The sequence below is a fragment of the Streptomyces sp. NPDC050534 genome (assembly GCF_044457745.1).
Taxonomy (GTDB): Bacteria; Actinomycetota; Actinomycetes; order Streptomycetales; family Streptomycetaceae; genus Streptomyces.
Map to the genome: position 1 here is coordinate 127200 of NZ_JBITHF010000007.1, position 24871 is coordinate 152070.

25 protein-coding genes are annotated in these 24871 nt (G+C 72.0%); 10 read left to right on the plus strand and 15 right to left on the minus strand.

What is annotated here, in order from left to right; all coding sequences use genetic code 11:
- Positions 1–19 precede the first annotated feature (19 nt).
- Both ACIBN2_RS23460 and ACIBN2_RS23465 read right to left on the minus strand, forming a co-directional pair.
- Positions 20–1342: a serine-threonine protein kinase gene (locus ACIBN2_RS23460; RefSeq protein ID WP_399136894.1), complete on the minus strand. Its 1323-nt coding sequence runs from the start codon at positions 1340–1342 to the stop codon at positions 20–22.
- A gap of 81 nt (positions 1343–1423) precedes the next feature.
- Positions 1424–2668: an exo-beta-N-acetylmuramidase NamZ domain-containing protein gene (locus tag ACIBN2_RS23465; RefSeq protein WP_399136896.1), complete on the minus strand. Its 1245-nt coding sequence runs from the start codon at positions 2666–2668 to the stop codon at positions 1424–1426.
- Between the two features lie 174 nt (positions 2669–2842).
- Here ACIBN2_RS23465 and ACIBN2_RS23470 point away from each other — a divergent pair, with 174 nt between their 5' ends.
- From ACIBN2_RS23470 to ACIBN2_RS23480, 3 genes are read left to right on the plus strand one after another with little or no spacing between them, the layout of a single operon-like run.
- Entirely contained in the window at positions 2843–3616 is a 774-nt protein-coding gene (locus ACIBN2_RS23470; RefSeq protein WP_399136898.1) for an SDR family oxidoreductase, read from the plus strand.
- Entirely contained in the window at positions 3613–5280 is a 1668-nt protein-coding gene (locus tag ACIBN2_RS23475; RefSeq protein WP_399136900.1) for a class I adenylate-forming enzyme family protein, read from the plus strand. Before ACIBN2_RS23470 ends, ACIBN2_RS23475 begins: the two co-directional genes overlap by 4 nt.
- Before the next feature lie 45 nt (positions 5281–5325).
- Positions 5326–5919, plus strand: a complete 594-nt coding sequence (locus ACIBN2_RS23480) for a TetR/AcrR family transcriptional regulator (RefSeq protein WP_399136901.1) — start codon at positions 5326–5328, stop codon at positions 5917–5919.
- Between the two features lie 70 nt (positions 5920–5989).
- Here ACIBN2_RS23480 and ACIBN2_RS23485 read toward each other — a convergent pair whose 3' ends face one another.
- From ACIBN2_RS23485 to ACIBN2_RS23495, 3 genes are all read right to left on the minus strand, one after another.
- Complete coding sequence (locus ACIBN2_RS23485; protein WP_399136903.1) at positions 5990–7204, minus strand: acyl-CoA dehydrogenase family protein; 1215 nt, start codon at positions 7202–7204, stop codon at positions 5990–5992.
- 6 nt (positions 7205–7210) lie between these two features.
- Positions 7211–8233, minus strand: a complete 1023-nt coding sequence (locus tag ACIBN2_RS23490) for a phosphotransferase family protein (RefSeq protein ID WP_399136905.1) — start codon at positions 8231–8233, stop codon at positions 7211–7213.
- A gap of 189 nt (positions 8234–8422) precedes the next feature.
- The gene (locus ACIBN2_RS23495; RefSeq protein WP_399136907.1) at positions 8423–8719 is read right to left on the minus strand and encodes a hypothetical protein; all 297 of its coding nucleotides are present in this window, start codon (positions 8717–8719) and stop codon (positions 8423–8425) included.
- A 114-nt stretch (positions 8720–8833) separates the two neighbouring features.
- On the opposite strand from ACIBN2_RS23495, the gene ACIBN2_RS23500 reads away from it, so the two are divergent.
- Positions 8834–9772, plus strand: a complete 939-nt coding sequence (locus tag ACIBN2_RS23500) for an NADP-dependent oxidoreductase (protein WP_399136909.1) — start codon at positions 8834–8836, stop codon at positions 9770–9772.
- Positions 9773–9838: 66 nt separating this feature from the next.
- Here ACIBN2_RS23500 and ACIBN2_RS23505 read toward each other — a convergent pair whose 3' ends face one another.
- The 4 genes from ACIBN2_RS23505 to ACIBN2_RS23520 are packed head-to-tail and all read right to left on the minus strand — an operon-like array spanning position 9839 to position 11991.
- Entirely contained in the window at positions 9839–10156 is a 318-nt protein-coding gene (locus ACIBN2_RS23505; protein ID WP_399136910.1) for a DUF202 domain-containing protein, read from the minus strand.
- On the minus strand, positions 10153–10545 hold the full coding sequence (locus tag ACIBN2_RS23510) for a YidH family protein (RefSeq protein ID WP_399136911.1): 393 nt from the start codon (positions 10543–10545) through the stop codon (positions 10153–10155). Before ACIBN2_RS23510 ends, ACIBN2_RS23505 begins: the two co-directional genes overlap by 4 nt.
- Positions 10546–10555: 10 nt before the next feature.
- Positions 10556–11074 carry an NUDIX hydrolase gene (locus ACIBN2_RS23515; protein WP_399136913.1) on the minus strand — a complete coding sequence of 173 codons (519 nt, stop codon included), beginning with the start codon at positions 11072–11074 and terminating at the stop codon, positions 10556–10558.
- A 23-nt stretch (positions 11075–11097) separates the two neighbouring features.
- Complete coding sequence (locus ACIBN2_RS23520) at positions 11098–11991, minus strand: DMT family transporter (protein ID WP_399136915.1); 894 nt, start codon at positions 11989–11991, stop codon at positions 11098–11100.
- A gap of 305 nt (positions 11992–12296) precedes the next feature.
- Between ACIBN2_RS23520 and ACIBN2_RS23525 the strand changes: the two genes are divergently transcribed.
- The 4 genes from ACIBN2_RS23525 (at position 12297) to ACIBN2_RS23540 (ending at position 16352) form a co-directional block, all read left to right on the plus strand.
- Positions 12297–13247 carry a hypothetical protein gene (locus ACIBN2_RS23525; RefSeq protein ID WP_399136917.1) on the plus strand — a complete coding sequence of 317 codons (951 nt, stop codon included), beginning with the start codon at positions 12297–12299 and terminating at the stop codon, positions 13245–13247.
- Positions 13248–13281: 34 nt separating this feature from the next.
- Positions 13282–14823, plus strand: a complete 1542-nt coding sequence (locus ACIBN2_RS23530; RefSeq protein WP_399136919.1) for an APC family permease — start codon at positions 13282–13284, stop codon at positions 14821–14823.
- A 166-nt stretch (positions 14824–14989) separates the two neighbouring features.
- Positions 14990–15742: a molybdopterin-dependent oxidoreductase gene (locus tag ACIBN2_RS23535; protein WP_399136921.1), complete on the plus strand. Its 753-nt coding sequence runs from the start codon at positions 14990–14992 to the stop codon at positions 15740–15742.
- On the plus strand, positions 15726–16352 hold the full coding sequence (locus tag ACIBN2_RS23540) for a cytochrome b/b6 domain-containing protein (RefSeq protein WP_399136923.1): 627 nt from the start codon (positions 15726–15728) through the stop codon (positions 16350–16352). Before ACIBN2_RS23535 ends, ACIBN2_RS23540 begins: the two co-directional genes overlap by 17 nt.
- Here ACIBN2_RS23540 and ACIBN2_RS23545 read toward each other — a convergent pair.
- The 5 genes from ACIBN2_RS23545 to ACIBN2_RS23565 all read right to left on the minus strand — a co-directional run bounded on the left by ACIBN2_RS23545 (position 16290) and on the right by ACIBN2_RS23565 (position 21260).
- A complete protein-coding gene (locus ACIBN2_RS23545) occupies positions 16290–17366 on the minus strand; it encodes a hypothetical protein (RefSeq protein ID WP_399136925.1) in 1077 nt (358 codons plus the stop codon). The two genes, ACIBN2_RS23540 and ACIBN2_RS23545, sit on opposite strands and share 63 nt — an antisense overlap.
- Positions 17367–17478: 112 nt before the next feature.
- Positions 17479–18513 (minus strand): L-idonate 5-dehydrogenase, encoded by a 1035-nt coding sequence (locus tag ACIBN2_RS23550; RefSeq protein WP_399137453.1) that lies wholly within the window; start codon positions 18511–18513, stop codon positions 17479–17481.
- Between the two features lie 23 nt (positions 18514–18536).
- Positions 18537–19295 carry an SDR family oxidoreductase gene (locus tag ACIBN2_RS23555; protein ID WP_399136927.1) on the minus strand — a complete coding sequence of 253 codons (759 nt, stop codon included), beginning with the start codon at positions 19293–19295 and terminating at the stop codon, positions 18537–18539.
- Positions 19296–19305: 10 nt separating this feature from the next.
- The gene (locus tag ACIBN2_RS23560; RefSeq protein WP_399136929.1) at positions 19306–20703 is read right to left on the minus strand and encodes a GntP family permease; all 1398 of its coding nucleotides are present in this window, start codon (positions 20701–20703) and stop codon (positions 19306–19308) included.
- Between the two features lie 38 nt (positions 20704–20741).
- On the minus strand, positions 20742–21260 hold the full coding sequence (locus tag ACIBN2_RS23565; RefSeq protein ID WP_399136931.1) for a gluconokinase: 519 nt from the start codon (positions 21258–21260) through the stop codon (positions 20742–20744).
- A gap of 148 nt (positions 21261–21408) precedes the next feature.
- On the opposite strand from ACIBN2_RS23565, the gene ACIBN2_RS23570 reads away from it, so the two are divergent.
- Positions 21409–22110 carry a FadR/GntR family transcriptional regulator gene (locus ACIBN2_RS23570; RefSeq protein WP_399136932.1) on the plus strand — a complete coding sequence of 234 codons (702 nt, stop codon included), beginning with the start codon at positions 21409–21411 and terminating at the stop codon, positions 22108–22110.
- 35 nt (positions 22111–22145) lie between these two features.
- Here ACIBN2_RS23570 and ACIBN2_RS23575 read toward each other — a convergent pair whose 3' ends face one another.
- Positions 22146–22604, minus strand: a complete 459-nt coding sequence (locus ACIBN2_RS23575; protein ID WP_399136934.1) for a YchJ family protein — start codon at positions 22602–22604, stop codon at positions 22146–22148.
- 372 nt (positions 22605–22976) lie between these two features.
- Here ACIBN2_RS23575 and ACIBN2_RS23580 point away from each other — a divergent pair, with 372 nt between their 5' ends.
- A complete protein-coding gene (locus ACIBN2_RS23580; protein WP_399136936.1) occupies positions 22977–24842 on the plus strand; it encodes a phage tail sheath family protein in 1866 nt (621 codons plus the stop codon).
- Positions 24843–24871 lie beyond the last annotated feature (29 nt).

Consider the following 24871-nt stretch of genomic DNA (forward strand, 5'->3'; position numbering starts at 1 on the left):
GGTCAGGAGCGGCGGCGGGTCAGCGGATGCGGCCCGCCGCCAGCACCATCCGGGCCAGTTCCGGGTGTGCGATGTCGCTGTGCGCACCGGCGGGCGGCCCGCCCGTCCGCACCACGGTCGCGGCGTCCACGTTGACGCAGCCCGACGCCGGCAGCGTCGCCTCCAGCGCGTCGGCGAGCTTGTACGCGCGCGTGCCGGTCACCGCCTGCACGCCGTCGTGCCCCATCGCCCCCCACCGGGCGCCCAGCAGGTCCGTGAGGCCGAAGCCCCCGATCACCCCCTGCGCGTCGTCCGCCATGCGCGAGGCCAGCGGATAGATCGTGCCGAGCGCCGAGTCGAAGTGGGAGAAGCAGCACACCAGCGGGCCGTCGACACGGTTCTGCTGACCCTGGAGCACGCCGCCCGCGTGCGGGTCGTGCGGCAGCCGGGCCGCGAACGCGTAGTGCGAGAAGGCGCCTTGGAGCAGCGTCACGGACTTCACCGAGCGGATGCCGTTTGGCAGGCCGCGCAGCGCGAACGACACCAGCCGGCCACCGAAGCTGTGCCCGACGAGATGCACCCGCACCGAGGGCGCCGCGCCGGCCAACTGCCCGACCAGGGGCCCGAGTCCACGCTCGCCGACGGTGCCGGCGCGCCGCTTCATCGCGTAGTACGTGGCTTGCCGCAGCAGTTCCTTCGCCCCGTCCCAGGGGTTCGGCAGACCGAACTCCGCGGTGTCACCGCCGGATCGCAGGGCCGCCAGCGCCTGGGCGAACTCGTCGCAGAGCGTCGCGGCGTCCCCGGTGAACAGCACCGGATCACTCTGCGGCACGCCCTCGCAGAGCGTGTCCGCCGCGAACAGGGGCTGCGGGCCGCCCGGCACGACCTCCACCAGCAGCCGCACCAGCCGCCCGAACTCCTCGATCTCGTTCTCCGGCCGCTGGTCCAGCATCCGCGCGATCTGGTCGACCACGGTGGCCCGGCCGGGGAAGGTCTCCAGCAGCGCGTGCCGGGTGTCCTTGTCGAGAGAGGGGCCCGGCACGGCCTCCGCCTCCGTGGCCACCACGGACTTGGGGAAGTGGGGGATCGGTTCGTCGCTGAAGCGCATCGACGGCCAGATCACGCCCACGTATCCGATCTTCGCGTTCGGCACGAGGTCCGGTATCGGCGCGAAGAACCGCCGGTACAGCGCGGTGGCGCCCGAACGGTCGTTGTTCCAGCCGTGCGCGAAGACGATCAGGTCGCGGACGCCGCGGCGGGTGACCTCGCCCAGCAGCGTGTCCCGCTCCCGGCCGTCGACGTCCCCGTCCGCGTCGAAGGTCAGCTCCCAGTAGGGAGTCACACTCATCTGCGGCTGTGCCATGACAGGCCCCCTCGACCCCCGTAGCGATGCGTGGTGGGCGCATCGTCCTGCCGGCGGGCGAGGTTGGCCATACGTCACGACTCACTTGTAGAGGAGGTAATCCTTTCGAATGCGGCGGAAAGCGGTCAGTTCCTCCTGCCAGCCCGCCACCACCTCGTCCGTGCTCGCCCCGGCGTCGATCGCCGTGCGCACGTGGGTGGAGCCCGTCAGCTTGTCGATCCAGTTGTCGGACCGCCAGGCGAAGCCGCTCCACACCCTCTTGGCGGTCACCAGCAGCGCGACGCCGGTGCGCACGGGGTCGTACGCCGCGCGGTCGTCCACATGGATCTGCACCCCGCCGACCGTCTTGCCCTGGAACTTGGAGAACGTCGGCGCGAAGTACGCCTCCCTGAAGTGCACGCCGGGGAGGTGGAGTTCGTTCGCCGCGGCGGCCCAGCGGCCGTCGATGCCGTCCGCGCCGAGGAGTTCGAAGGGCCGGGTCGTGCCGCGCCCCTCCGACAGGTTCGTGCCCTCGAACATGCACGTCCCCGAGTAGACCAACGCCGTGTCCGGAGTGGGCATGTTGGGACTCGGCGGCACCCACGGGAGGGCGGAGGCGTCGTAGAACTCCGCGCGCCTCCAGCCCGTCATCAGGACGGTCTCCAGCGGGACGGGCGCGCTCAGGAACTCCCCGTTGAACAGCCGGGCCAGCTCGCACACGGTCATGCCGTGCGCCTGGGAGATCGGCTGCCTGCCCACGAAGGTCGCGAACTCCTTGTGCAGCACCGGGCCCTGGGCCGACCGCCCGGTCACCGGGTTGGGCCGGTCCAGCACCACGAAGCGCCTGCCCGCCAGCGCGGCCGCCTCCATGCAGTCGTACAGCGTCCAGATGTACGTGTAGAAGCGGGCACCGGCGTCCTGGATGTCGAAGACGACCGTGTCGACGCCGGCGGTGGTGAAGACGTCGGCGAGGGCCTGACCGCTCTTGAGGTACGTGTCGTAGACGGGCAGACCGGTGGCGGGATCGTCGTAGCGGCCCTCGGAGCCGCCGGCCTGGGCGGTGCCGCGGAAGCCGTGTTCGGGGCCGAAGACGGCCGTCAGCTCGACGCGGGGGTCCGCGTGCATGACGTCGACGATGTGGCGGACGTCCCGGGTGACGCCGGTGGGGTTGGTGACGATGCCCACGCGTTGTCCCCGCAGGGGCGCGTAGGCGCTTGCCCTGAGGTTCTCGAAGCCGGTGCGCAGTTGTCTGTGGCGGTCGCGGTCGGCGGCGGTGGCCGGAGGTGCTGCGGTGAAGGATGCTGCTGCCGTTGTCGCTGCGAGGAGAGCTCGTCTGGATAGGCGCATGGGGTGCAAGGTATTGCTCCCGCGGGTTGTGGGGAAGGTGCGGGTCGGTCGTGGCTCGTCGCCCAGCTCCCCGCGCCCCCAAACACCTTCCCGGCCCCCCTTTCTTGATACATACCGACCGGTTAGTCTGACCGTCGCGGGGGTGCTGGAGCCGAGCCTTGCCGAAGGAGACCGATGGTGGAAGCCGTTCGAGGTGCTGGTGTCGTCGTCACGGGGGCCGGGGGTGGGATCGGGGCCGCGATCGCGCGGCGGTACGCCGCCGAGGGGGCCCGGGTCGTCGTGAACGACCTCGACGGGGCCCGGGCCGCGGCCGTCGCCGACGAGATCGGGGGCATCGCGGTGCCCGGCGACGCCTCCGAGATCGTGGCCGCGGCGCGGGACGCGCTGGGCGGCACCGTCGACGTGTACTGCGCCAACGCCGGGGTCGCCTTCGAGGACGGGGCCCAGGGGCTGTCCGCCGACGAGAAGTCGTGGGCGACCTCCTGGGACGTCAACGTGATGGCGCACGTCCGTGCCGCGGACCGGTTGCTGCCCGCCTGGCTGGAGCGCGGGAGCGGACGGTTCGTCTCGACCGTCTCCGCCGCCGGGCTGCTCACGATGATCGGCGCGCCCTCCTACAGCGTCACCAAGCACGGGGCCTACGCCTTCGCCGAGTGGCTGTCGCTGACCTACCGCCACCGCGGGATCAAGGTGCACGCGATCTGCCCGCAGGGCGTCCGCACCGACATGCTGGCCGCCACCGGCGCCGCGGGCGACCTGGTGCTCAAGCCGACCGCGGTCGAGCCCTCCGACGTCGCGGACGCCCTGTTCAAGGGCATCGACGAGGACCGGTTCCTGATCCTGCCGCACCCCGAGGTCGCCGCGTACTACCAGGCCCGGGCCGCCGAGCCGGACCGCTGGCTGACCGGCATGAACCACCTTCAGCAGAAGTGGGAGGAGGTGCGATGACGGGCTCCCGATACGAGGCCAGGCCCTGGGTGGCCCTGCTGAGCGACGCCCAGCGCGCGCCGATCCGGCCCGACCGCTCCCTGGTGCACTCCCTGCGGCGGGTCGCCGCCGAGGCCCCCGAGCGGGACTTCCTCGCCTACTTCGACGGGCGGCTGAGCTACCGCGAGGCCGACGAGCTGAGCGACTCGGTCGCCGGGCACCTGGCCGCCCGCGGACTGGAGCGCGGCGACCGGGTGGCGATCCTGCTGCAGAACTCCCCGCAGTTCGTCCTCGCCCTGCTGGGCGCGTGGAAGGCCGGCGCGACCGTGGTGCCCGTCAACCCCATGTACAAGTCGGGGGAGGTGGGACACGTCCTGCGGGACGGCGAGGTGGCCGCGCTGATCTGCTCGGACCGCGCCTGGGAGACGTATCTGCGCGAGACGGCCGCCGACTCGCCGGTGCGGATCGTGCTGACCGGGTGCGAGCTGGACTTCCAGACGCGCGGCGACGCGCGCGTGCTGACCTTCGAGCGGCAGCCGCAGGCCGCGGACGCCGCCGACCTGACCACCGTGGCCCGGGCCGGCTACGAGGCGCCCGAGGGTCGCGAACCCGGCCCGTCGGACATCGCGCTGATCAGCTACACCTCCGGCACCAGCGGCACCCCCAAGGGCGCCACCAACACGCACGGCAACATCATGTACAACGCCGAGCGGCAGCGGACGGGCCTCGGCCTGCCGGACGCGCCCGTCTACTACGCGCTGGCGCCGCTGTTCCACATCACCGGGATGGTGTGCCAGCTCGGGGCGTGCCTCAACAGCGCGGGGACGCTCGTGCTGACGTACCGCTTCGAACCGGGCGTCGTGCTGGATGCGTTCGCCGAGCACCGGCCGCACTACACGGTGGGTCCGTCCACGGCCTTCATGGCGCTGGCCGCGCACCCGGACGTACTCCCGGACCACTTCTCCTCCTTCGTGGTCATCTCCAGCGGCGGCGCGCCGCTCCCGCCGGCCCTGGTGGAGAAGTTCCGGGCGGGCTTCGGGCCGTACATCCGCAACGGCTACGGCCTGACCGAGTGCACCGCGCCCTGCGCCTCCGTCCCGCCCGGCCTGGAGGCGCCCGTCGACCCGGTCTCGGGGACGCTGGCCGTGGGCCTGCCGGGGCCCGAGACGGTCGTGCGGATCGTCGACGACCAGGGGCAGGAGCTGCCCTTCGGCGAGCAGGGCGAGATCGTCGTGCGCGGGCCGCAGGTCGTGCCCGGTTACTGGCGGCGGCCCGACGCGACAGCCGAAACGTTTCCGGGCGGCGAGCTGCGCACCGGCGACATCGGGTTCATGGACGAGCAGGGCTGGCTGTACGTCGTCGACCGCAAGAAGGACATGATCAACGCGTCCGGCTTCAAGGTGTGGCCGCGCGAGGTCGAGGACGTGCTGTACACGCATCCGGCGGTGCGCGAGGCGGCCGTCGTCGGCGTGCCCGACGGCTACCGAGGCGAGACCGTCAAGGCGTACATCAGCCTCCGGCCGGGAACGGATACGGACCCCGGTGAACTCGCGATGTACTGCAAGGAGAGACTGGCTGCCTACAAATACCCGCGGCAGGTGGAGATCCTGCCCGACTTGCCGAAGACGGCCAGTGGGAAGATCCTCCGTCGGGAGCTCCGTTCCCGCCCGCAGCACAGCGAATAAGTACGTCGAGAACTGCAGAAAGCCCGGAAGGCAGGTGGCGGCACAGTGCCCAGGACGACGGACGGTGACGGCACGCCCGTCCCGCAGCGGCTGCTGGCCGCCGCCACCCGGCTCTTCGCCGAGCAAGGCTACGACCGCACCTCCGTGCAGGAGATCGTCGAGGCGGCCGGCGTCACCAAGGGGGCGCTGTACCACTACTTCGGCTCCAAGGACGACCTCCTGCACGAGGTGTACGCGCGCGTGCTGCGCGTGCAGCAGGAGCGGCTCGACGCCTTCGCGGACGCGGACGAGCCGATCGAGAAGCGGCTGCGGGGCGCGGCGGCCGACGTCGTCGTCACCACGATCGAGAACCTAGACGACGCGATGATCTTCTTCCGCTCCATGCACCATCTCAGCCCGGAGAAGAACAAGCAGGTGCGCGCGGAGCGCCGGCGCTACCACGAGCGCTTCCGTGCGCTGGTGGAGGAGGGCCAGCAGACGGGCGTCTTCTCCAAGGCGACCCCGGCCGACCTGGTCGTGGACTACCACTTCGGCTCCGTCCACCACCTGTCCACCTGGTACCGCCCGGACGGCCCGATGGGCCCGCAGGAGGTCGCCGACCACCTGGCGGACCTGCTGCTGCGGGCGCTGCGCCCGTAGGTGGCGCAGAAGTCTGGAAGTGCGGAAGTAAGGGGCGGTCGCCGCGGCGACCGCCCCTTACCCCCGTGCCCTACAGGTACTTCTTCAGCTCCCGCCGTGCCAGCGACCGCTGGTGCACCTCGTCCGGGCCGTCGGCCAGCATCAGGGTGCGGGCGGCGGCGTACAGCTCGGCGAGGGGGAAGTCCTGGCTGAGGCCGCCCGCGCCGTGCAGCTGGATCGCGCGGTCGAGGATGTCCACGACCGTGCGGGGCGTGGCGATCTTGATGGCCTGGATCTCGGTGTGGGCGCCCCTGTTGCCCACGGTGTCCATCATCCAGGCCGTCTTCAGCACCAGCAGGCGCAGCTGCTCGACCGCCACGCGCGCGTCCGCGATCCAGTTCTGCACCACGCCCTGCTGGGCGAGCGCCTTGCCGAAGGCGTTGCGCGAGACGGCCCGGCGGCACATCAGCTCGATGGCCCGCTCCGCCATGCCGATCAGTCGCATGCAGTGGTGGATGCGGCCCGGACCGAGGCGGGCCTGGGCGATGGCGAAGCCGCCGCCCTCCTCGCCGATCAGGCTGGAGACGGGCACGCGCGCGTGGTCGAAGATCACCTCGGCGTGGCCGCCGTGGTAGTGGTCCTCGTAGCCGAACACCTGCATGGCGCGCTTCACCGTGACACCCGGGGTGTCCCGCGGGACCAGGACCATGGACTGCTGGCGGCGGATGTCCGCGCCGTCCGGGTCCGTCTTGCCCATCACGATGAAGATCTTGCAGTCCGGGTTCATCGCCCCGGAGATGTACCACTTGCGGCCGGTGACGACGTAGTCGTCGCCGTCGCGCTCGATGTGCGTGGTGATGTTCGTGGCGTCGGACGACGCCACCTCCGGCTCGGTCATGGCGAACGCCGACCGGATCTCACCGGCGAGCAGCGGCTCCAGCCACTGCTTCTTCTGCCGCTCGTCACCGAACTGTGCGAGCACCTCCATGTTGCCGGTGTCGGGCGCCGCGCAGTTGGTGGCCGTCGGCGCCAGCTGCGGGCTGCGGCCGGTGATCTCGGCCAGCGGTGCGTACTGGAGGTTGGTCAGGCCGGCGCCGTGCTCGGCGTCCGGCAGGAACAGGTTCCACAGACCCTGCCTGCGCGCCTCCGCCTTGAGCTCCTCCACCACGGCCGGGGTGTCCCACGGGGACGCCAGCGCGGCCCGCTGCTCCTCGGCCACCGCCTCGGCCGGGTAGACGTACTCGTCCATGAAGGCGAGGAGTTTGGCGCGCAGCTCCTCGGTGCGTGCGTCGAACGCGAAGTCCATGACTGATCAGCCTTCCTGAAGAGTGGTCAGGCCGTGCTCGATGAAGACGGGCACCAGGTCACCGATGCGGTCGAAGCCGCGGCCGACCGTCTGGCCCAGGGTGTAGCGGTAGTGGATGCCCTCCAGGATCACGGCCAGCTTGAACCAGGCGAACGCCGTGTACCAGGAGACCGCGGAGACGTCGCGCCCCGAGCGCGCGGCGTACCGCTCGATCAGCTCGGCCGGGTCCGGGTGCCCGGGGGCCTCGGCCGTGGTGGAGACGGGGGACTTCGGCAGTCCCAGGGGCATGCTGTACATCACCAGCAGGCCGAGGTCGGTGAGCGGGTCGCCGAGCGTGGACATCTCCCAGTCGAGGATCGCCTTGATCCGGTCGTCGTCACCGATCAGGACGTTGTCGAGCCGGTAGTCGCCGTGCACCACGGCGGGCGCGGGGGACTGGGGCAGGTGCCGGCCGAGCGTCGCCTGCAGCTCGTCGATGCCGGCCAGTTCGCGGTTGCGGGAGGCGTCCAGCTGCTTGCCCCAGCGGCGCAGCTGCCGGTCCAGGAAGCCCTCGGGGCGGCCGAAGTCGGCGAGGCCCACCTCGGCGGGGTCCACCGCGTGCAGCTCGACCAGGGTGTCCACCAGGGAGAGCACGGCGTCCCGGGTGCGCTCCGGGCCGAGGGGGGCGAGCTGGTCGGCGGTGCGGTACGGGGTGCCCTCCACGAACTCCATGACGTAGAACGGGGACCCGAGCACCTGCTCGTCCTCGCACAGCAGGATCGGGCGCGGCACCGGGACGTCCGTCGGGTGCAGCGCGCTGATCACGCGGTGCTCGCGCTTCATGTCGTGCGCGGTGGCCAGCACATGGCCGAGCGGGGGCCGCCGTACGACCCACCGGGACGTGCCGTCCGAGACCGAGTACGTGAGGTTCGACCGTCCGCCCTCGATCAGCCGGCCGGTCAGGGGGCCCTGCACCAGACCGGGCCGCTCCTGGTCGAGCAGGCCGCGCAGCCGGTCGAGATCGAGACCTGGCGGGTGGTCGGGGCTCATCGGTGCTCCTTCGCGGGCGTGTGAACGTGTCCCGACCAATGATGCCGACCGGTCGGTATGCCGTCCAGTGCGGGAGGCGAACGTGATCCGGGCCACGATAGGCCGACAGCTCCCCGCGCGGTGCCGCGGGGAGCTGTCGCGGGGCCGCCCGGCCGGGCGCCGGTGGCCGTCAGTGGCTGTCGGGCGGCGTCAGTGGTCGTCCCAGTGGCCGTCGTGCGCGGCGTGCCGGTGACCGTCGTGGAGGTAGTCGACGTGGTCGCCGTGCAGGATGCTCTCGTGGCCGCAGCCCTCGCCGTGCCGGTGGTCGTGGCCCTCGTGCGGGACATGCCCCTCGGCCTCGCACTCGTCCCAGTGGCCGCCGTGCTCCCGGTGCAGATGGCCGCCGTGCGCGTAGTCGACGTGGTCGCCGTGCGGCACCTCCGTGTGGCCGCAGCCCGGACCGTGGTCGTGTGCGTGGGAGGCGTGTTCCCGGTGATCGGTGGTCATCGTGCTCGCCTTCAGGGGTACGGGGGTGATGACGACGCACAGGCTGCCACGCATTCGCCGCATATCAAGGCATCCCGGTTGCGTGGCGCCGGGGGACCCCGGAGGGTCGGTGGCATGAAGGGCATCAGTTACAGCCGGTACGGCGGACCCGACGTGCTCGAGTACGGCGAGGTGCGCGACCCGAAGGTCGGTCCCGACGCGGTACTGGTCGAGGTCCGTGCGGCCGCCGTCAATCCCGTCGACTGGAAGTGCCGCGAGGGACATCTCGACGCGATGGTGGACGCCGTCTTCCCGGTGGTCCCCGGCTGGGACGTGTCCGGTGTGGTGGTGCGGCCGGGCGTCTCCGTGCGGGAGTTCACCGCCGGGGAGGAGGTCATCGGGTACGTGCGGGAGGACTTCCTCTCGCGCGGCACCTTCGCCCAGTACGTCGCCGCCCCCGTGCGCACCCTCGCCCGCAAGCCGCGCAACCTGTCTTTCGAGGAGGCCGCCGGGCTGCCGCTGGCGGGACTCACCGCCTACCAGGTGCTCGTCAAGGCGCTCCAGGTCAGGCGGGGCGAGACCGTGCTGGTGCACGCGGCCGCGGGCGGCGTCGGCTCCATCGCCGTCCAGCTGGTCCGGCATCTCGGCGGCCGGCCGATCGGCACGGCGAGCGAGCGCAACCACGACTTCCTCCGCGGGCTCGGCTGCGAACCGGTGGAGTACGGCGACGGGCTGGCCGAGCGGGTGCGCGGGCTGGCCCCCGAGGGCGTGCACGCCGTCTTCGACACGGTCGGCGGTGACGCCCTGAAGGTCTCGGCCGGCCTGCTCGCGCCGGAGGGCCGCCTGGCGTCGATCGCCGACGGCGACGTCACCGGCTACGGCGGCCTGTACTGCTGGGTCCGCCCGGACGCGCAGGACCTGCTGCACCTGACCGAACTCGTGGAACAGGGCGCTCTCACCGTCCACGTGTCCCGGACGTTCCCGCTGGAGCGGGCGGCGGAGGCGCACCGGCTCAGCCAGGAGGGCCGCACACGCGGCAAGATCGTGGTGACGGTCCCGGAACCGGCCCGCTGAGCGTCCGCCGGCAGTGCCGCCCGCGCCCCTCCGGGCGCTGCCGAACCGCAGGGGCGTGGTCGCCGGTCAGAGGACGAGTGCCACGCCGCACACCGCCATCGCCACCATGCACAGGGTCGCGGCCATGGCGTGCCGCGGGGTGAGGGCCCGGGGGCTGCCGGCCGCGGCCAGGGCACCGATGCGCCGGTGCGCCACGAGCAGGAAGCCGACCCACAGGCCGCAGATCACCGCGCAGGCGACGACCCCCGCCGCGGAGGCACCGCCGTGCAGGGCGGTCTTCGCGGCGAGCACGGCGGCGACGGTGCTCGCCAGCGTCGTACGCCGCCAGGCCAGGCGGGTGCGCTCCGGCTGGAGGCCGGGGTCGCGCTCGGCGCCGGCGCTCATCCCTCCCACCCGACGAGCACCACCACGACCATCGCGACGGCCACCACGGCGACCACGACGCTCAGCACCGCCGGGAACCGGGAGACCGGCAGATCCTCCCCGCGGCGCATCGCCCGTTCGCAGCGCATCCAGTGGTTGACCGCACGCAGGGAGCACAGCGCGCCCGCGCCGAGCAGCGCCAGCGCCAGCCCGGCGCGCCAGGCCCAGCGCAGGTCGGGCAGGAACTGGTCCACCGCGAAGCCGCCGCCGATCAGGGCGAGCGCGGTGCGCACCCAGGCCAGGAAGGTGCGCTCGTTCGCCAGCGAGAAGCGGTAGTCGGGCGTGCTGCCCTCCTCGCGCACGTCCTCGGGCGCGAACCACAGGCGGACGTTCCGTACGAATGCGATCACGCGAAGGACTTTATCCGGCGGACCGGAACGCCTTCAGGCGCCGGTACGCGGCCAGCCCGTCCGGCACCCAGTCCCACTCCGCCAGACGCCTCTCCACCTCCGCCTCCGGCAGGAAGTCGTGCCAGGCCACCTCCTCGGCCTGCGGGCTGACCGGCAGCTCGCAGCGCACCTCGTACACCGCCGACCACCAGCTGTGGCCGGAGCCGTCGTCGTAGAGGAACTTGAAGCGGAAGCGCGGGCGCGGGAGGCCGGAGACGCCGAGTTCCTCCTCGGCCTCGCGCAGCGCCGCGTCGTCGTAGGACTCGCCCGCGCCGACCACGCCGCCGACGAACATGTCGTAGCGGGAGGGGAAGACCAGCTTGGTCGGGGTGCGGCGGTGGACGAAGAGGCGGTCCTGCGCGTCCCTGGCCTCGATGAACACACAGCGGTGGCGCAGGCCCCGGGCGTACGCCTCGCCGCGCGGGGACTGCCGGACGACCTGGTCGTGCTCGTCGACGATGTCGAGGATCTCGTCTGCGGGGCTCGTCATACGGCCATCCAAGCAGGGCCGTCTCAGTTCGGCTGGAGGTCCCGGACCCGCTCCGGCCGGGCCGCGCCGCTGGGCATGCACGGGTGCAGGCCCAGCAGGACGATGCCGCCGACGATCGCGGCGAGTCCGGCCGCCTCCCAGGCGAGGGCGCCCGCGTCGGTGCGCAGCCGGTCGCCGAGGAAGCCGACCCCGCAGGCGATGCCGGCGAGGGGCTGGGCGGCGGTGAGGGCGGGCAGCGACATGCGCAGCGGCGCGGTCTCGAAGGCGCTCTGGACCAGGATCAGGCCGGTGACGCCGATGACGGCGACGCCGTACGGCTGCCAGGTGGTGACCAGCTCGGTCAGGCCGCCCTCGGAGAAGCGCTGGCCGCTGATCCGGGTGAGGGCGTCCTGGACGCCGTACAGGAGACCCGCCGCGACGGCCAGGAGGACCGGGGCGGCGCTCAGACGCGAGCGCTTCGCGTAGGTGGTCAGCAGGAGCGCGATCCCGACCATGGCGCCGATGATCAGCCAGTGCCGGAAGGGGTCGGAGACCGCGGTGCCGCCGCGCGGCTCGCCCGCGACGATGAAGGCGGTGACGCCGCCCGCGAGCAGGGCCAGTCCCGTCCAGCCCTGGCGGCCGAGCGACTGTCTGGTCTGCATGCGGGACAGGCCCAGCGCGAACAGCAGGTTGGTGGCCAGGAGGGGCTCGACCAGGGAGATCTCGCCCTGGCTCAGCGCGATCGCGCCGAGCACCATGCCGGCCACCATCAGGGCTATGCCGCCCAGCCAGCGCGGCACCTGCATCAGGTCGAAGAGCAGGCGTGGCGAGAGGAAGTCGCTGAGGGGCGCCCGCTGGGCCGCGTTCTGCTGGAGCACGAATCCGAGGCCGAGGCAGCAGGCCGCGCTCACGGCGAGAATCAGAACCAGAACGGACACGCGCGTACCTCGATCGTCGGGGGGTCTCGGGGTGCGTTTGGGTGACTGTAGCGTCCCCTCGCCGTCCCGTCATGGTGAGGCGCCCGTACCTGCTCCGCCATGGCGTACGCCACATGCCTGAAACGGATATTCGGAACGTCAGTGCGCCGTCCGGTTGTAAGTGCCCCTCCCGTCACGGGAGTTGACGCGTGTAACACCCTTTCGTCCCTTGACGCGAACCAATGGCTGCGGGTTTGCTGTGCGTGACCAGTCGACGGCACATCGATATCAGGCGACGAGCAGCGTCGCGTGAGGACGTTCCCGCGGTGTCTCCACCCCCGCCACCCCTCGGCCGGGGCCGCAAGCGCGCGGCCCAGGCCCTCGACGCGGCGCTGGACGACGCCGGGCTCCACGCGGCCCGCGCCGCGCTGGCCCAGGGCCGGTGGCAGGCCGCCCGGTCGCTGCTCGTCCAGACGGGCGACGACTGGGAAAGCCGCGGCCACCGGGTCACGGTGCTGGCGCTGGAGCCCTATGCGCAGGCGTGGGCCCGCGACTGGCTGCTCGCCGAGCCCGACTCCACCGACGCGGCCCTGCTGCTCGCCGTCGCCCTGGTGCAGCGCGCCCTGCGCCGCAAGGAGAAGCCGGAGCGCGCCCGCGAGGCCTGCCGGGCGGCCGCGGCCCGCGTGCCCGCGGACCCCACCCCGTGGCTCGGCCTGCTCATGCTGGAGCGCGGGACCGGCACCGGCGACGACACCGCACGCCTCTTCGACCAGGTCCGCGGCCGCTACCCCGACCACCACCACGCCCACCACCTGATGGTCGCCCACCTCGCCGAGCGGCACCCCGGCGCGGGCCCGGACCCGCTGCACGAGGTCTACGACTTCGCCAACTGGGCCGCCGAACAGGCCCCCGCCGATTCCCCGCTCGCCATCCTGCCCGTCGTCGCGCACGCCGAGCGCTACCGCGTCCTCGCCGCCGCCGGGCACGAGTCCCCGGACCCCGCGGCCTCGGGGCACTGGAGCGGACGCCGGGCCCGGCAGGTGATGAAGGCCGCCTTCGACTGGTGGCTGGAGTGGGAGCACGAGGGCCACCCGCGCCGCCTGGTCGACCTCAACTTCCTCGCCCACGCCAAGTTCTGCGAGGGCCGGGGCGCCGAGGCGGCCGCCCTCTTCCACCGCATCGGCGGGCACGCCACCCCCGCCCCGTGGTCGTACCCGGACCGCGATCCGCACTCCGCCTTCCGTGCCGCTCGCGCCGCCGCGCTCGGCACGGCATGACACTCCCGACTCCGACAGAAGGACGGTCCCCGCGATGACCACGGGCAGTTCCAGCGCGAGCAGATCCACCTCCGACGGCATCAGTACCTATCTGGGCGAGGAGCGCGCCCTGCGCGCCGACCGTCTCGGCACGGGGGGCCTGCTGCTCTCCGTGCTCGCCGCGACCGCCCCGCTCATGGTGGTCGCCGGTGTCATGCCCACCACATTCGCGGTGATGGGCATCGTCGGGCAGCCCCTGCTGTTCGTCGCCCTCGGCGTGGTCCTGATCCTCTTCAGCGTCGGCTACGCCGAGATGAGCCGGCACGTCCACAACGCGGGCGCCTTCTACGCCTACATCTCCCGCGGCCTCGGCGGCACGGCCGGAGCGAGCGCGGCCCTGGTGGCCCTGGTCGCCTACAACGCCCTCCAGGTGGGCATCTACGGCATCTTCGGCTTCGAGACCTCCGGGCTCCTGGACAAGTACGCCGGCCTTTCGGTCGCCTGGTGGATACCGTCGCTGGTGGCCCTCGTGGTCGTCGGCCTGCTGGGCTGGCTGAAGATCGACGTCAACGCGCGCGTGCTCGGCGTGCTGCTGGTCGTCGAGGTGATCCTGGTGGTGATCTTCGACGTCGCGGCGATCGGCGACCCGGCGGGCGAGGGCCTGTCGCTGCACGCCTTCAACCCCGACACGCTCAGCGGCGCGGGCGTGGGCACCGCGCTGTGCTTCTGCATCGCGGCCTTCCTCGGCTTCGAGCAGGCGCCCGTGTACGCGGAGGAGACCAGCCGGCCGCACATCCTGGTGCCGCGCGTGATGTTCTACGCGGTCGGCGGCGTCGCCGTCTTCTTCGCCGTCAGCAGCTGGGCGCTGACCGTCGCCGCCGGTCCCTCGAAGGTCGTCGGCGTGGCGCAGAAGGAGAGCGCCGGCATGCTCTTCTCGCTGACCGACTCCCGGCTCGGCGGAGCCTTCACCGACGTCCTGCACATCCTGTTCGTGACGGGCATGTTCGCGGCCATGCTCAGCTTCCACAACGTCGTCGCCCGGTACACCTTCGCGATGGGCCGCGAGGGCCTGCTCCCGCGCACCTTCGGCCGGACCACCGGCTCCAGCGGCGCCCCCGGCACCGGTTCCCTGCTCCAGACGGCCGTGGCGGCGGTGGTCGTGATCGTCTTCGCGGTCGCCGACGACAAGCCCGCCGGGGACCCGACCGCGCCGGTCCTGCACCTGTTCACCTGGTTCGGCAACGTCGGCGCCCTCGGCGTGATCCTGCTCATGGCGGCCGCCTCGGTGTCGGTCATCGTCTTCTTCGCCCGGCGCGGGGCCGCGGGCGCCCAGTCCTGGCGCCTGGTCACCTCCGCGCTCGCGGCCGTCGCGCTGCTGGTGATCGCCGGCTACACGGTCAAGGACTTCGACGTCCTGGTCGGCGCGGGCCCCGGCTCGACGCTGAGCTGGGCGCTGCCCGGCATCATCGGGCTCGCCCTGGCCGTGGGCCTGGTCCAGGGCCTCTACCTGCGCTCCCGCTCGCCCGAGGCGCACGCCCGCATCGGGCTCGGCAACGAGGCGTTCCAGCTGGACAAGGCGGCGCAGGAGACGCCGTAGCCACGCCTCCTGGACCGGCTCGGTACGTCGGTCTCCGAGGAGGCGGTAGGCCGGTCTCCGAGGAAGCGGTACGCCGTTTCTGAGGAGCCGGTAAGAAGATGACGGAATCCTGACGAGCACCCGCGATCCCTGGCCCCGCCCGGGCCGCGGGTGTTCGAATGGACACGTGAACTCCGAACAGCCCGAGGAGCCCGGCGAGCCGAGACCCGCGGCGGAACGGGGCACTCCGATCGGCCGCCGGGTCCTGCTCGGCACCATCGGCCTGGGTGCCCTCGGCGTGGTCGCCGCGCCCACGCTGCAGCGCGCGCTCGAAGGCTTCCTCGGCGCCGCGGCCGACAAGGACCCCACCGGCCTGACCGGCCTGCTGCCCAACGGAGGCGGCTTCCGCTACTACTCCGTCGCCTCCTCCGTGCCGCACAAGGACGCCTCGGACTACCGCCTCACCGTCGACGGCCTGGTGGACCGCCCGAAGACCTACACGCTCGACGACCTGCGCGCCCTGCCGCAGACCAAGCTGGTCAAGGACGTCCAGTGCGTCACCGGCTGGCGCGTCCCCCACACCCCCTTCGAAGGGGTACGGCTGTCCCGGCTGCTGGACGCCGCCGGGGTGCACGGCTCGGCGGGTGCCGTGCGCTTCACCTGCTTCGACGGCACGTACACCGAGAGCCTCACGCTCGACCAGGCGCGCCGCTCCGACATCCTGGTGGCGCTGCGCATGCAGAACAAGGACATCGGCCACGCCCACGGCGGCCCGGTCCGCCTCTACGTGGCGCCGATGTACTTCTACAAGTCCGCCAAGTGGCTCTCCGGGATCACGGTCACCGAGCATGTGAAGCCGGGCTACTGGGAGCACCTCGGCTACGACGTCGACGCCTGGGTCGGCCGTTCGAACGGACGCGACGATGACCCTACGAGCTGAGGCGCACACCCAGCAGGCCGCCGAGGTTCGCCGGTTCGGGCCCGCGCAGCGCTGGGTGCACCGCACGACGGCCGCGCTGATGGGCGTGTGCGTGGTGACGGCGGCCTTCCTCTACATCCCGCAGTTCGCCGAACTGGTCGGCCGCCGCGAGCTGGTGGTCCGCGTCCACGAGTGCGCCGGGCTCGCCCTGCCCGTGCCGGTCCTCCTGGGCCTGGTCTCCCGTCACTTCCGCGCGGACCTCGGGCATCTGAACCGCTTCGGGCCGCACGACCGGATCTGGCTGCGCGCTGCGCTGCGCCGCGACAAGCGCCGCTCCTCGCGGCCGGCGGCCAAGTTCAACGCTGGACAGAAGATCTACGCGGCCTGGATCGCCGGGGCGTCGCTGGTGATGCTCGGCACGGGCCTGATCATGTGGTTCACCCATCTCACCCCGATCATGTGGCGCACCAGCGCCACCTTCGTCCACGACTGGCTGGCCCTGACCATCGGGATCGTCCTGGCCGGGCACATCGGCATGGCGATCGGGGACCCGCAGGCCCGCGGCGGGCTACGGACCGGAAGGGTCGACCGGGAGTGGGCCGAGCGTGAGCACCCCCTGTGGCGTCCCTGACGGCACGCCCGGCGACGGCACCACGGCGGGCGCCGTGACGGTGAAGGCGTTCTTCAGCCGCACCTCGGTGCCGCCGTACCGGACGGCCACGTCGACCGTCCGCGGGTAGCGGTCCAGGGACGGCACCACGACGGCCAGCACCAGGCGGTCGCCCGACCGCGACCGCGGCACGGACGGCCCGGCGAGCTGCCGCCCGCCGATGGACACGCTCCCGAACCGCGGCAGTTCGGCCTGGTCGAAGTAGGTGTCGCGGAGCTCGACGGCGACCGTGCCGCCCGGCCGTGCCGTGCCGGCGCCGCCGGTGTCCACGCCGGCGATCCGGTAGGCGCAGGCAGGAGCGGTGCCCGGGGAGGCCGTCAACCGCACGGTGCCTCCCGGATGCCGCCGGTGGAAGTCCAGCAGCCCGCCGAGCACGGCGTAGGCCGCCCGGCCCTTGCAGGTGCGGACCTTCCCGGCCAGGTCGGCGTGGTCCTTGCCCAGGGTGTTCCAGCCGCCGCCCCGGCCCTGCACGGTCAGGCACGCGGTGGCGAGGGCGCGCAGCACCCGCCACTCGGGGTCGGCGGACGTCACGGGGATCACGTCGAGGGCGGCCCCGCACCGGTGCGGGTCACGCAGCCGGTCGTAGACGCTCGACGGGTCGGGCACCGAGTCGGCGTCGGGCGAGACGGGGCCGGGCGGGAGCCAATTGGGGCTCACGAGCAGCCTGTTGACGGAGGTGGGCGTGGGGGAGGTGCGAGGCGAAGGCGGAGGCGGTGCGGTGGTCCCAGCGGTGTGGCTCGCGGCTGTCGGTGGCACGGCGGCGCTCGCCGCGCCGGCGGGTGACTGCCGCGGGGTGGGGGATGCGGAAGCCGCGAGGGGTCGGGCGGTCTGCGACGGCCCGACCGTCACGATCCTGGCGTCCCCGCCTCCTCTGTCCGGTGTGCCACTTCCGTCACCGGTGAAGGCCGCGTAGGCCACCGCCACCGCTCCGGCCACGAGCAGCCCCGAGATACGCATCCCGAGGGAGATCGCCATGACGCCCCCTCGACACAGACGACCCCCGGACGCCCGGGTCCAGGAGGTCTTCACATCATCGGGCCCACGGCGCCGCCGGGGAAGGCGTCTTCCGCAGAACCTCGGCCGAAATTCAGGCGCCGAAGTCCAGCAGCACCTTGCAGGAACGGCCGCGGTCCGCCGCGAGTGCGAACGCCGACTCCGTCTCCGTCACCGGGACCACCGCGCTGACCAGCCCGTCGAAGGCGGGCTCGGCCGCGAGCAGCCGCAGCGCCTCGTCGAACTCCGTGTCGAAGCGGAGCGCGCCCCGCAGTTCGATCTCCCGGCTCACGACGAGGTTCCCGGCGAACGGGGTCGGGCCGGGCGGCAGCATGCCCAGTTGCACCACGACCCCGCCGCGCCGCACCAGGCGCAGACAGGTGTCGAGGCCGGCCGCCGCGCCGGACGCCTCCACGGCCACGTCCACCTCGTACTCGGAGGGCCACCCGGCGTCGGCCGGGTCGTCGGCGCGTACGACGGTGTCGGCGCCCGCGAGACGCGCGTACTCCAGGGCCGCGGGGAGGAGGTCGGTGACCGTGATCCGGGCGGCGCCCGCCGCCCTGGCCGCGGCGACGACCAGGCAGCCGATGGGGCCCGATCCGGTGACCAGGACGTGCCGCCCGCTCACGGCTCCGGACCGGCGCACCGCGTGCAGCGCGACCGACAGCGGCTCGGCGAGCGCGGCCCGCCGCAGCTCCAGGCCCTCGGGGAGGGGCCTCAACTGCCCGGCGGGGACGACGATCCGGGCCGCGAAACCGCCCTGCACGTGCGGGAAGCGTGCGGCGCTGCCCAGGTACCGGGTGTCACGGCAGACGTGCCGCCGTCCGTCGGCGCACTCCGGGCAGACCCCGCACGGCGTCGCCGGGTGCACCGCGACCGCCGTACCTGGGGCCGGGGCCGACGCGTCCGGGGAGCCGTACGCGACGACCGTCCCGACCACCTCGTGCCCGAGCAGCATCGGCTCCTTCAGGAGGAAGTCGCCGACGCCGCCGTGCCGCCAGTAGTGCAGGTCCGAGCCGCAGACGCCGCCGTAGCGGACGGCGACGAGCGCCTCGCCGGGCCCGGGCTGCGGGACCGGCAGCTCCTCGACGCGCAGGTCGCCGGGTCCGTGGATCACACAACCGAGCATCCGCGTCATGCCGGTGGCCCCCTTCACAGCACGCTCGTCATTCCGCCGTCGACGTACAGGATCTGGCCGCTGACGAAGTCCGCGGCGGGCGAGGCGAGGAACAGCACCCCGCCCACCAGGTCCTCGGTACGGCCCCAGCGGCCGGCGGGCGTACGGCGGCGCACCCAGGCGCTGAACTCCTCGTCCTCGACGAGGGCCCGGGTCAGCTCGGTCTCGATGTAGCCGGGGCCGAGGCCGTTGACCTGGACGCCGTAGGGGCCCCAGTCGGCGCACATGCCCTTGGTGAGCATCTTCAGGGCGCCCTTGGTGGCCGCGTAGGGCGCGATGCCGGGGCGGGCCACCTCGCTCTGCAGCGAGCAGATGTTGACGATCTTGCCGTGGCCGCGCTCCGTCATCCGGCGGGCCGCCTCGCGGCCGACCAGGAACGCGCTGGTGAGGTTGGTGTCCAGGACGCGGTGCCAGTCCGCGTCCGTGAACTGGAGGAGCGGGGCGCGCAGTTGCATGCCCGCGTTGTTGACCAGGATGTCCAGCGGGCCGACCCGCTGTTCGACATCCGCGATGCCGGCGGCCACCGACGGACCGTCGGTCACGTCGAACACGGCGGTGTGGACGTCGCCGGGCAGGTCCGCCGCCGCCTCGGTGAGGCGGCCGGCGTCCCGTCCGTTGAGGATCACCGTGCAGCCGGCCTCGGCCAGTCCGCGGGCCAGGGCGAGCCCGATGCCGCGGCTGGAGCCGGTGACCAGGGCCGTGCGGCCGCTGATGTCGAACAGCGGGTGACTCATCGTCGTTCTCCTAAATGATCAACGAGAGGAGCAGGACCAGGCCGCCTCCGACCACCGAGATGATCGTCTCCATGACGGACCAGCTCTTGATGGTCTGACCGATGCTCAGGCCGAAGTACTCCTTCACCAGCCAGAAGCCGGCGTCGTTGACATGGCTGAAGAAGAGCGAACCGCAACCGATCGCCAGGACGAGCAGGGCGGCGTGCGTGGTCGACATGTCGGCCGCGAGCGGGGCCGCCAGGCCGGCCGCCGAGACCGTCGCCACCGTCGCCGAACCGGTCGCGAGACGGATGATCACCGCGATCAGCCAGCCCAGCAGCAGCGCCGGGATCGACCAGTCCTTGGAGATGTCCAGGATCATCTGGCCCACGCCCGAGTCGATCAGCGTCTGCTTGAAGCCGCCGCCCGCGGCGACGATCAGCAGGATGCCCGCGATCGGCACGAGGCCCTTCTCGACGGTGTCGCTGATCCGCTCCCTGGTGAACCCGGCCGCGCGGCCCAGCGTGAACATGCCGACGAGCACGGCGGCGAGCAGGGCGATCAGCGGGTTGCCGATGACGTCGAAGACGCGCTGGGTGAGGTTGGCGGGGTCGTCCACGACGATGTCGACGAGCGCCTTGAGCAGCATCAGCACGACCGGCAGCAGCACGGTGGCCAGGGTGGCGCCGAAGCTCGGGCGCTTCTCCAGCTCCTCGGAGGCGCGCGGGGGCAGCATCCGCTCGGGAACCGGGACGTCCACCCAGCGGGCCGCGACCTTCGAGAACAGCGGACCGGCGATGATCACCGTCGGTATGGCCACGAGGATGCCGAGCGCCAACGTCACACCGAGGTTGGCCTTCACCGCGTCGATCGCGACCAGCGGACCGGGGTGTGGCGGGACCAGACCGTGCATCACGGACAGACCGGCGAGCGCCGGGATGCCGATGCGCATCAGGTTGTAGTTGCCGCGCTTGGCGACCATCAGCACCACCGGGATCAGCAGCACGATGCCGACCTCGAAGAACAGCGGCAGGCCGATCAGGGAGGCGATCAGGACCATCGCCCACGGCATGGCCCGCCCGCTCGCCTTCGCGAGGATCGTGTCGACGATCTCGTCCGCGCCGCCGGAGTCGGCCAGCAGCTTGCCGAGGATCGAACCGAGGGCGATCAGCACGCCCACGCTCGCGACCGTGGCGCCGAGCCCGGTGGTGAAGCTGATGATCACCTTGTCGAGGGGGGCGCCCGCGACCGCGCCGAGCACCAGCGAGCCGATCGTCAGGGACAGGAAGGCGTGCAGTTTGAACTTGGTGATGAGCACGACGATGACGGCGATGCCCACCAGTACGGCGATGCCCAGCTGAGCATGGCCGGCCGAGGTGATCGGCGGAGGCGCGTCCGCTGCCAGCATCTCGACGCTGAGTCTGGTCACGGTGTTTCCCTTGCAGGTACGGGGACGGGGGGAGGGTGTTACTGGGCCGGGTGGGGGAGGCCTTCCAGCGCCTTCATGGCCCGTGCGGTGATCTCCTCGGGGCTCCCGGCGACGCTCACGGCGACGCCCGCCTCGTCCGGCTGGAGCGGTTCGAGCGTGGCGAACTGGGAGTCGAGCAGCGCGGTGGGCATGAAGTGGCCCTGCCGGTGCGACATCCGCTCCTCGATGAGGGCGCGGTCGCCCGTCAGGTGCACGAAGACGACACCGGGTGCGGCGGCGCGGAGCCGGTCGCGGTACGCCCGCTTCAGCGCCGAGCTGCTGACCACTCCGCCGAGCCCGGCCCGCCCGTGCGCCCAGGAGCCGATGGCGTCGAGCCACGGCCACCGGTCGTCGTCGTCGAGCGGGATGCCGGCCGACATCTTGCTGATGTTGGCCTCCGGGTGGAAGTCGTCGCCCTCGGCGTACGGGACGCCGAGCCTGGCCGCAAGAAGGGGACCGATGGTGGTCTTCCCGGTGCCTGCGACGCCCATCACCACGACGACATGGGGGGTGCTCATCGCTGCCTCACTGTCTGCTGTCTTCTTCGACACCTGATGTCGACCTGATGTCGACGACACTGAAACCGATTAGGTACGACGAATTCAAGAGTCTGTGACAAATAAGTCTGACTTTTTGTTCCCGTGATCTGCCCCGTACGCTGAGTGCATGAGCACACCGGGCCGGGGGCTGCACGGCCATGTACTGGACTCCCTCGGCCCCGCGATCACCGCGGGGGAGTACCCGCCGGGCAGCGTTCTCCGCACCGACGAGCTGGCCCAGAACTTCGACGTGTCACGCTCCGTGATGCGGGAGGCGGTGCGGGTGCTCGAGTCCATGCATCTGGTCGAGTCGCGCCGGCGCGTGGGCGTGACCGTCCGTCCGAAGGCCGAGTGGAACGTCTACGACCCACAGGTCATCCGCTGGCGGCTGGCCGGCGCCGACCGCCCCCATCAGCTGCGCTCGCTGACCGTCCTGCGCTCGGCCGTCGAGCCGGTCGCCGCGGCCCTGGCCGCCCGGCACGCGTCCGCCGAGCAGTGTGCCGAGCTCACCGAGTGCGCGCTGGGCATGGTCGCCAACTCGCGCGGCCACCAGCTCGAGGCGTACCTCGTCCACGACATGGCCTTCCACCGGGTGATCCTCACGGCGTCGGGCAACGAGATGTTCGCGCGGCTCGGTGACGTCGTCGCCGAGGTCCTCGCGGGCCGCACCCACCACGAGGTCATGTTCGAGGACCCCGACCCGGCCGCCGTCACCCTGCACGTCCAGGTCGCCGAGGCGGTCCGGGCGGGCGACGCGGCCCGCGCGGAGCAGCTGACCCGGGAGATCACGGTGGGCGCCCTCCAGGAGCTGGACATCCTGGCGCCCTAGGGAGCGGTCAGGCACTCCCCAGGGACTGGCGGGCCTCAGTCGAGGAACTCTCCGTCCACGTAAGCCCACGCCCCCTCCACGCGCTCGAACCGGCTCCGCTCATGGAGCGATCCGCCCTTGAAGGACGCCCGGAACGTCACCGTGCCGGTGGTGTGGAAGGCGGAACCGTCGGTCGTGGCCAGGATCTCCAGGCCCGTCCACCGCATCCCCGCGTCGAGTTTGAGTTCCGCGGGGCGGGTACTCGGGTGCCAAGTCCTCAGCAGATAAGGCTCGTTGCGCTTCACGAAGGCGCAGTAGCGCGAGCGCATCAGCGCCTCGGCCGTCGGCGCCGCGGCCTCACCCATGGGGGTCCCCCCGGTCGAGTTCGTTCGAGACTGGGGGAGGAATCGGCCACAGCACTTCTCGTACGTCTCCGCAAGACCGCAAGGGCAGGAGGGGTTGTGGACTGGGGCGGAGCCGTGCTGCCGCCGGGATTGCGAGGTACGTCGGGACATGGGCTCCATTCTGCTGCACCATGCGCTGTGTGAGACCTGTGAAGCGCCTGATCCGACATGCGCACATCGCGTGTGGGTCGTGAACGCGGACTTTCATCGAACCTCCTTTCGGGCTGGCGTGAACCCGCCTTGCTTGTGCAACCGTCAACTCCTCAAGGTGGAAGAGCACTTGAGCACCAGGAGTCACAAGCGTGGTTGCTTGGCCCGGACGGCCGTCCGTCCGGGACAATGACGGGGGAACGCTGAAACGGGGTGTGCGGGCCGGCGCGGCATGACGCGTCGGACGTCTGCCGCCTGCCGCTGTGCCGAAACCTCTCCCTCTGCCGTCTCTTGGTGCCTTCGACCGGTGCCTGAAAAGGGATTGGAGGGGGAATGCCGACGAATGCCGTGAGCGCCGCGAGGCCGACGTATCCGGGTGTCTACGTCGAAGAGCTTCCCAGCAGCACCCGCACCATCTCCGCCGTGACCACGTCGGTGACCGCCTTCGTCGGGCACACCCGGCGCGGCCCGCTCAACGAGGCGGTACGCGTCACCGGATTCGCCGACTTCGAGCGGCGTTTCGGGGGGCTGAGCGCGCAGAGCCCGCTCGCCTACGCCGTGCACCAGTTCTTCGGCAACGGCGGCTCCGTCGCCGTGATCGTCCGGGTCGCCAAGGCCGGCAGCGGCAAGGCCGCGTGCGTCGTCCTGGAGTCCACCGAGGGCCACAGCGAGAGCCGTGTGCTCGAGGTCCATGCCAAGGAACCCGGCGTGTGGGGCAACGGCCTGCGTGTCGCCGTCGACTATGACACCGCGGCCTGCGACGAGACCTTCAACCTGCGTGTCTTCGACGCCAAGGGTGACGCCCGCGAGAGCTTCAACGGCCTGTCCATGGACGACGGCAGCGGGAGCTACGCGCCCACCGTCGTCAACGCCGGCTCGCGCCTGATCCGCGTCGAGGCCGTCGGCGAGGGCCGGCCCGACCCGTCCGGCACCGTCTCCAAGCCGTTCGGCCACGAACTGCCCGACCTCGCCGTCGACCTGACGGTGAAGATCGGCGACGTGGAGCGCGAGTTCACGCTCTACGACGCCGACTGCGACGGCGAAGCCCCGTCCTCCGTGGCCGAGTTGGCGCTGCTCCTGGAGCGCAAGCTGCGGGCGCTGCCCGACGTGCCGGGCAAGCACGCCTTCGCGGGCGTCGAGGTCACCGCCTTCGGCCGCCGGATCCAGGTGGTCGCCGGCTCCACCGATCCCGAGGACGTCGTCCGCTTCCTCGGCGAGTGCGCCAACGACCTGGGTCTGGAGGCCTCGGTCAACCCGCCGGTGTTCCCGCTGGAGGGCGGCGAGGACGGCGAGGCTCCCGGCCCGCGCGACCTCATCGGCTCCGAGGCCGGCAAGACCGGCATCCAGGCGCTGCGCGGGGTGGCCGACGTCAACCTGCTCTCTCTGCCGGAACTGGCGTCGTACGAGAAGACCGAGGACGCGCTCACCGTGGTCTCGGCCGCCGAGCGGCTGTGCGCGGAGCGGCGGATCTTCCTGCTCGTCGACGCGCCCAGCACCTGGGTGAGCGTGGACTCGGCGCGTGCGGGGCTGTCCGCCTTCGACGCCGTCCGCGGCAACCACGCGGGGCTGTACTTCCCGCACATCCAGCTCACCGACCCGCTCACCGGGCGGCTGCGCGCCTTCCCGCCGTCCGGAGCGGTCGCGGGCGTCATCGCGCGCACCGACTCCGAGCGCGGTGTCTGGAAGGCGCCGGCCGGCACCGAGGCGCAGCTCGTCGGGGTGCACTCCCTCACCGTCGACCTGACGGACCGGGAGACCGGGCTGCTCAACCCGCTCGGCGTCAACTGCCTGCGCACCTTCCCGCTCACCGGTCCGCTGGTGTGGGGCGCCCGCACGCTGGAGGGCTCCGACGCCCTCGACAGCGCGTGGAAGTACGTGCCCGTGCGGCGGCTCGCCCTGCACGTGGAGGAGAGCCTCCAACGCGGCCTGCAGTGGGTGGTGTTCGAACCCAACGACGAGAGCCTGTGGCAGCAGATCCGGCTCAGCGCCTCCTCGTACCTGCACACGCTCTTCCGCCAGGGCGCCTTCAAGGGCAGCACCCCGCGCGAGGCGTACTTCGTCAAGTGCGACAGCGAGACCACGACGGACGAGGACGTCGCGAACGGCGTCGTCAACGTGCTCGTGGGCATCGCACCGGTCCGCCCGGCCGAGTTCGTGGTCGTCAAGATCCAGCAGACGTCGGGGCAGTTCGCGCTGTAGCGCCCGCAGAACCATGGAGAGCTGAAGGA

Coding starts and splice junctions, on each gene's coding strand:
- ACIBN2_RS23465 (WP_399136896.1), bottom strand. CDS start 2,668: ATGCGCCTATCCAGACGAGCTCTCCTCGCAGCGACAACGGCAGCAGCA.
- ACIBN2_RS23470 (WP_399136898.1), top strand. CDS start 2,843: ATGGTGGAAGCCGTTCGAGGTGCTGGTGTCGTCGTCACGGGGGCCGGG.
- ACIBN2_RS23580 (WP_399136936.1), top strand. CDS start 22,977: ATGCCGACGAATGCCGTGAGCGCCGCGAGGCCGACGTATCCGGGTGTC.
- ACIBN2_RS23540 (WP_399136923.1), top strand. CDS start 15,726: ATGACCCTACGAGCTGAGGCGCACACCCAGCAGGCCGCCGAGGTTCGC.
- ACIBN2_RS23570 (WP_399136932.1), top strand. CDS start 21,409: ATGAGCACACCGGGCCGGGGGCTGCACGGCCATGTACTGGACTCCCTC.
- ACIBN2_RS23460 (WP_399136894.1), bottom strand. CDS start 1,342: ATGGCACAGCCGCAGATGAGTGTGACTCCCTACTGGGAGCTGACCTTC.
- ACIBN2_RS23490 (WP_399136905.1), bottom strand. CDS start 8,233: ATGAGCCCCGACCACCCGCCAGGTCTCGATCTCGACCGGCTGCGCGGC.
- ACIBN2_RS23545 (WP_399136925.1), bottom strand. CDS start 17,366: ATGGCGATCTCCCTCGGGATGCGTATCTCGGGGCTGCTCGTGGCCGGA.
- ACIBN2_RS23575 (WP_399136934.1), bottom strand. CDS start 22,604: ATGTCCCGACGTACCTCGCAATCCCGGCGGCAGCACGGCTCCGCCCCA.
- ACIBN2_RS23555 (WP_399136927.1), bottom strand. CDS start 19,295: ATGAGTCACCCGCTGTTCGACATCAGCGGCCGCACGGCCCTGGTCACC.
- ACIBN2_RS23515 (WP_399136913.1), bottom strand. CDS start 11,074: ATGACGAGCCCCGCAGACGAGATCCTCGACATCGTCGACGAGCACGAC.
- ACIBN2_RS23505 (WP_399136910.1), bottom strand. CDS start 10,156: ATGAGCGCCGGCGCCGAGCGCGACCCCGGCCTCCAGCCGGAGCGCACC.
- ACIBN2_RS23475 (WP_399136900.1), top strand. CDS start 3,613: ATGACGGGCTCCCGATACGAGGCCAGGCCCTGGGTGGCCCTGCTGAGC.
- ACIBN2_RS23485 (WP_399136903.1), bottom strand. CDS start 7,204: ATGGACTTCGCGTTCGACGCACGCACCGAGGAGCTGCGCGCCAAACTC.
- ACIBN2_RS23565 (WP_399136931.1), bottom strand. CDS start 21,260: ATGAGCACCCCCCATGTCGTCGTGGTGATGGGCGTCGCAGGCACCGGG.
- ACIBN2_RS23530 (WP_399136919.1), top strand. CDS start 13,282: ATGACCACGGGCAGTTCCAGCGCGAGCAGATCCACCTCCGACGGCATC.
- ACIBN2_RS23495 (WP_399136907.1), bottom strand. CDS start 8,719: ATGACCACCGATCACCGGGAACACGCCTCCCACGCACACGACCACGGT.
- ACIBN2_RS23550 (WP_399137453.1), bottom strand. CDS start 18,513: ATGCTCGGTTGTGTGATCCACGGACCCGGCGACCTGCGCGTCGAGGAG.
- ACIBN2_RS23500 (WP_399136909.1), top strand. CDS start 8,834: ATGAAGGGCATCAGTTACAGCCGGTACGGCGGACCCGACGTGCTCGAG.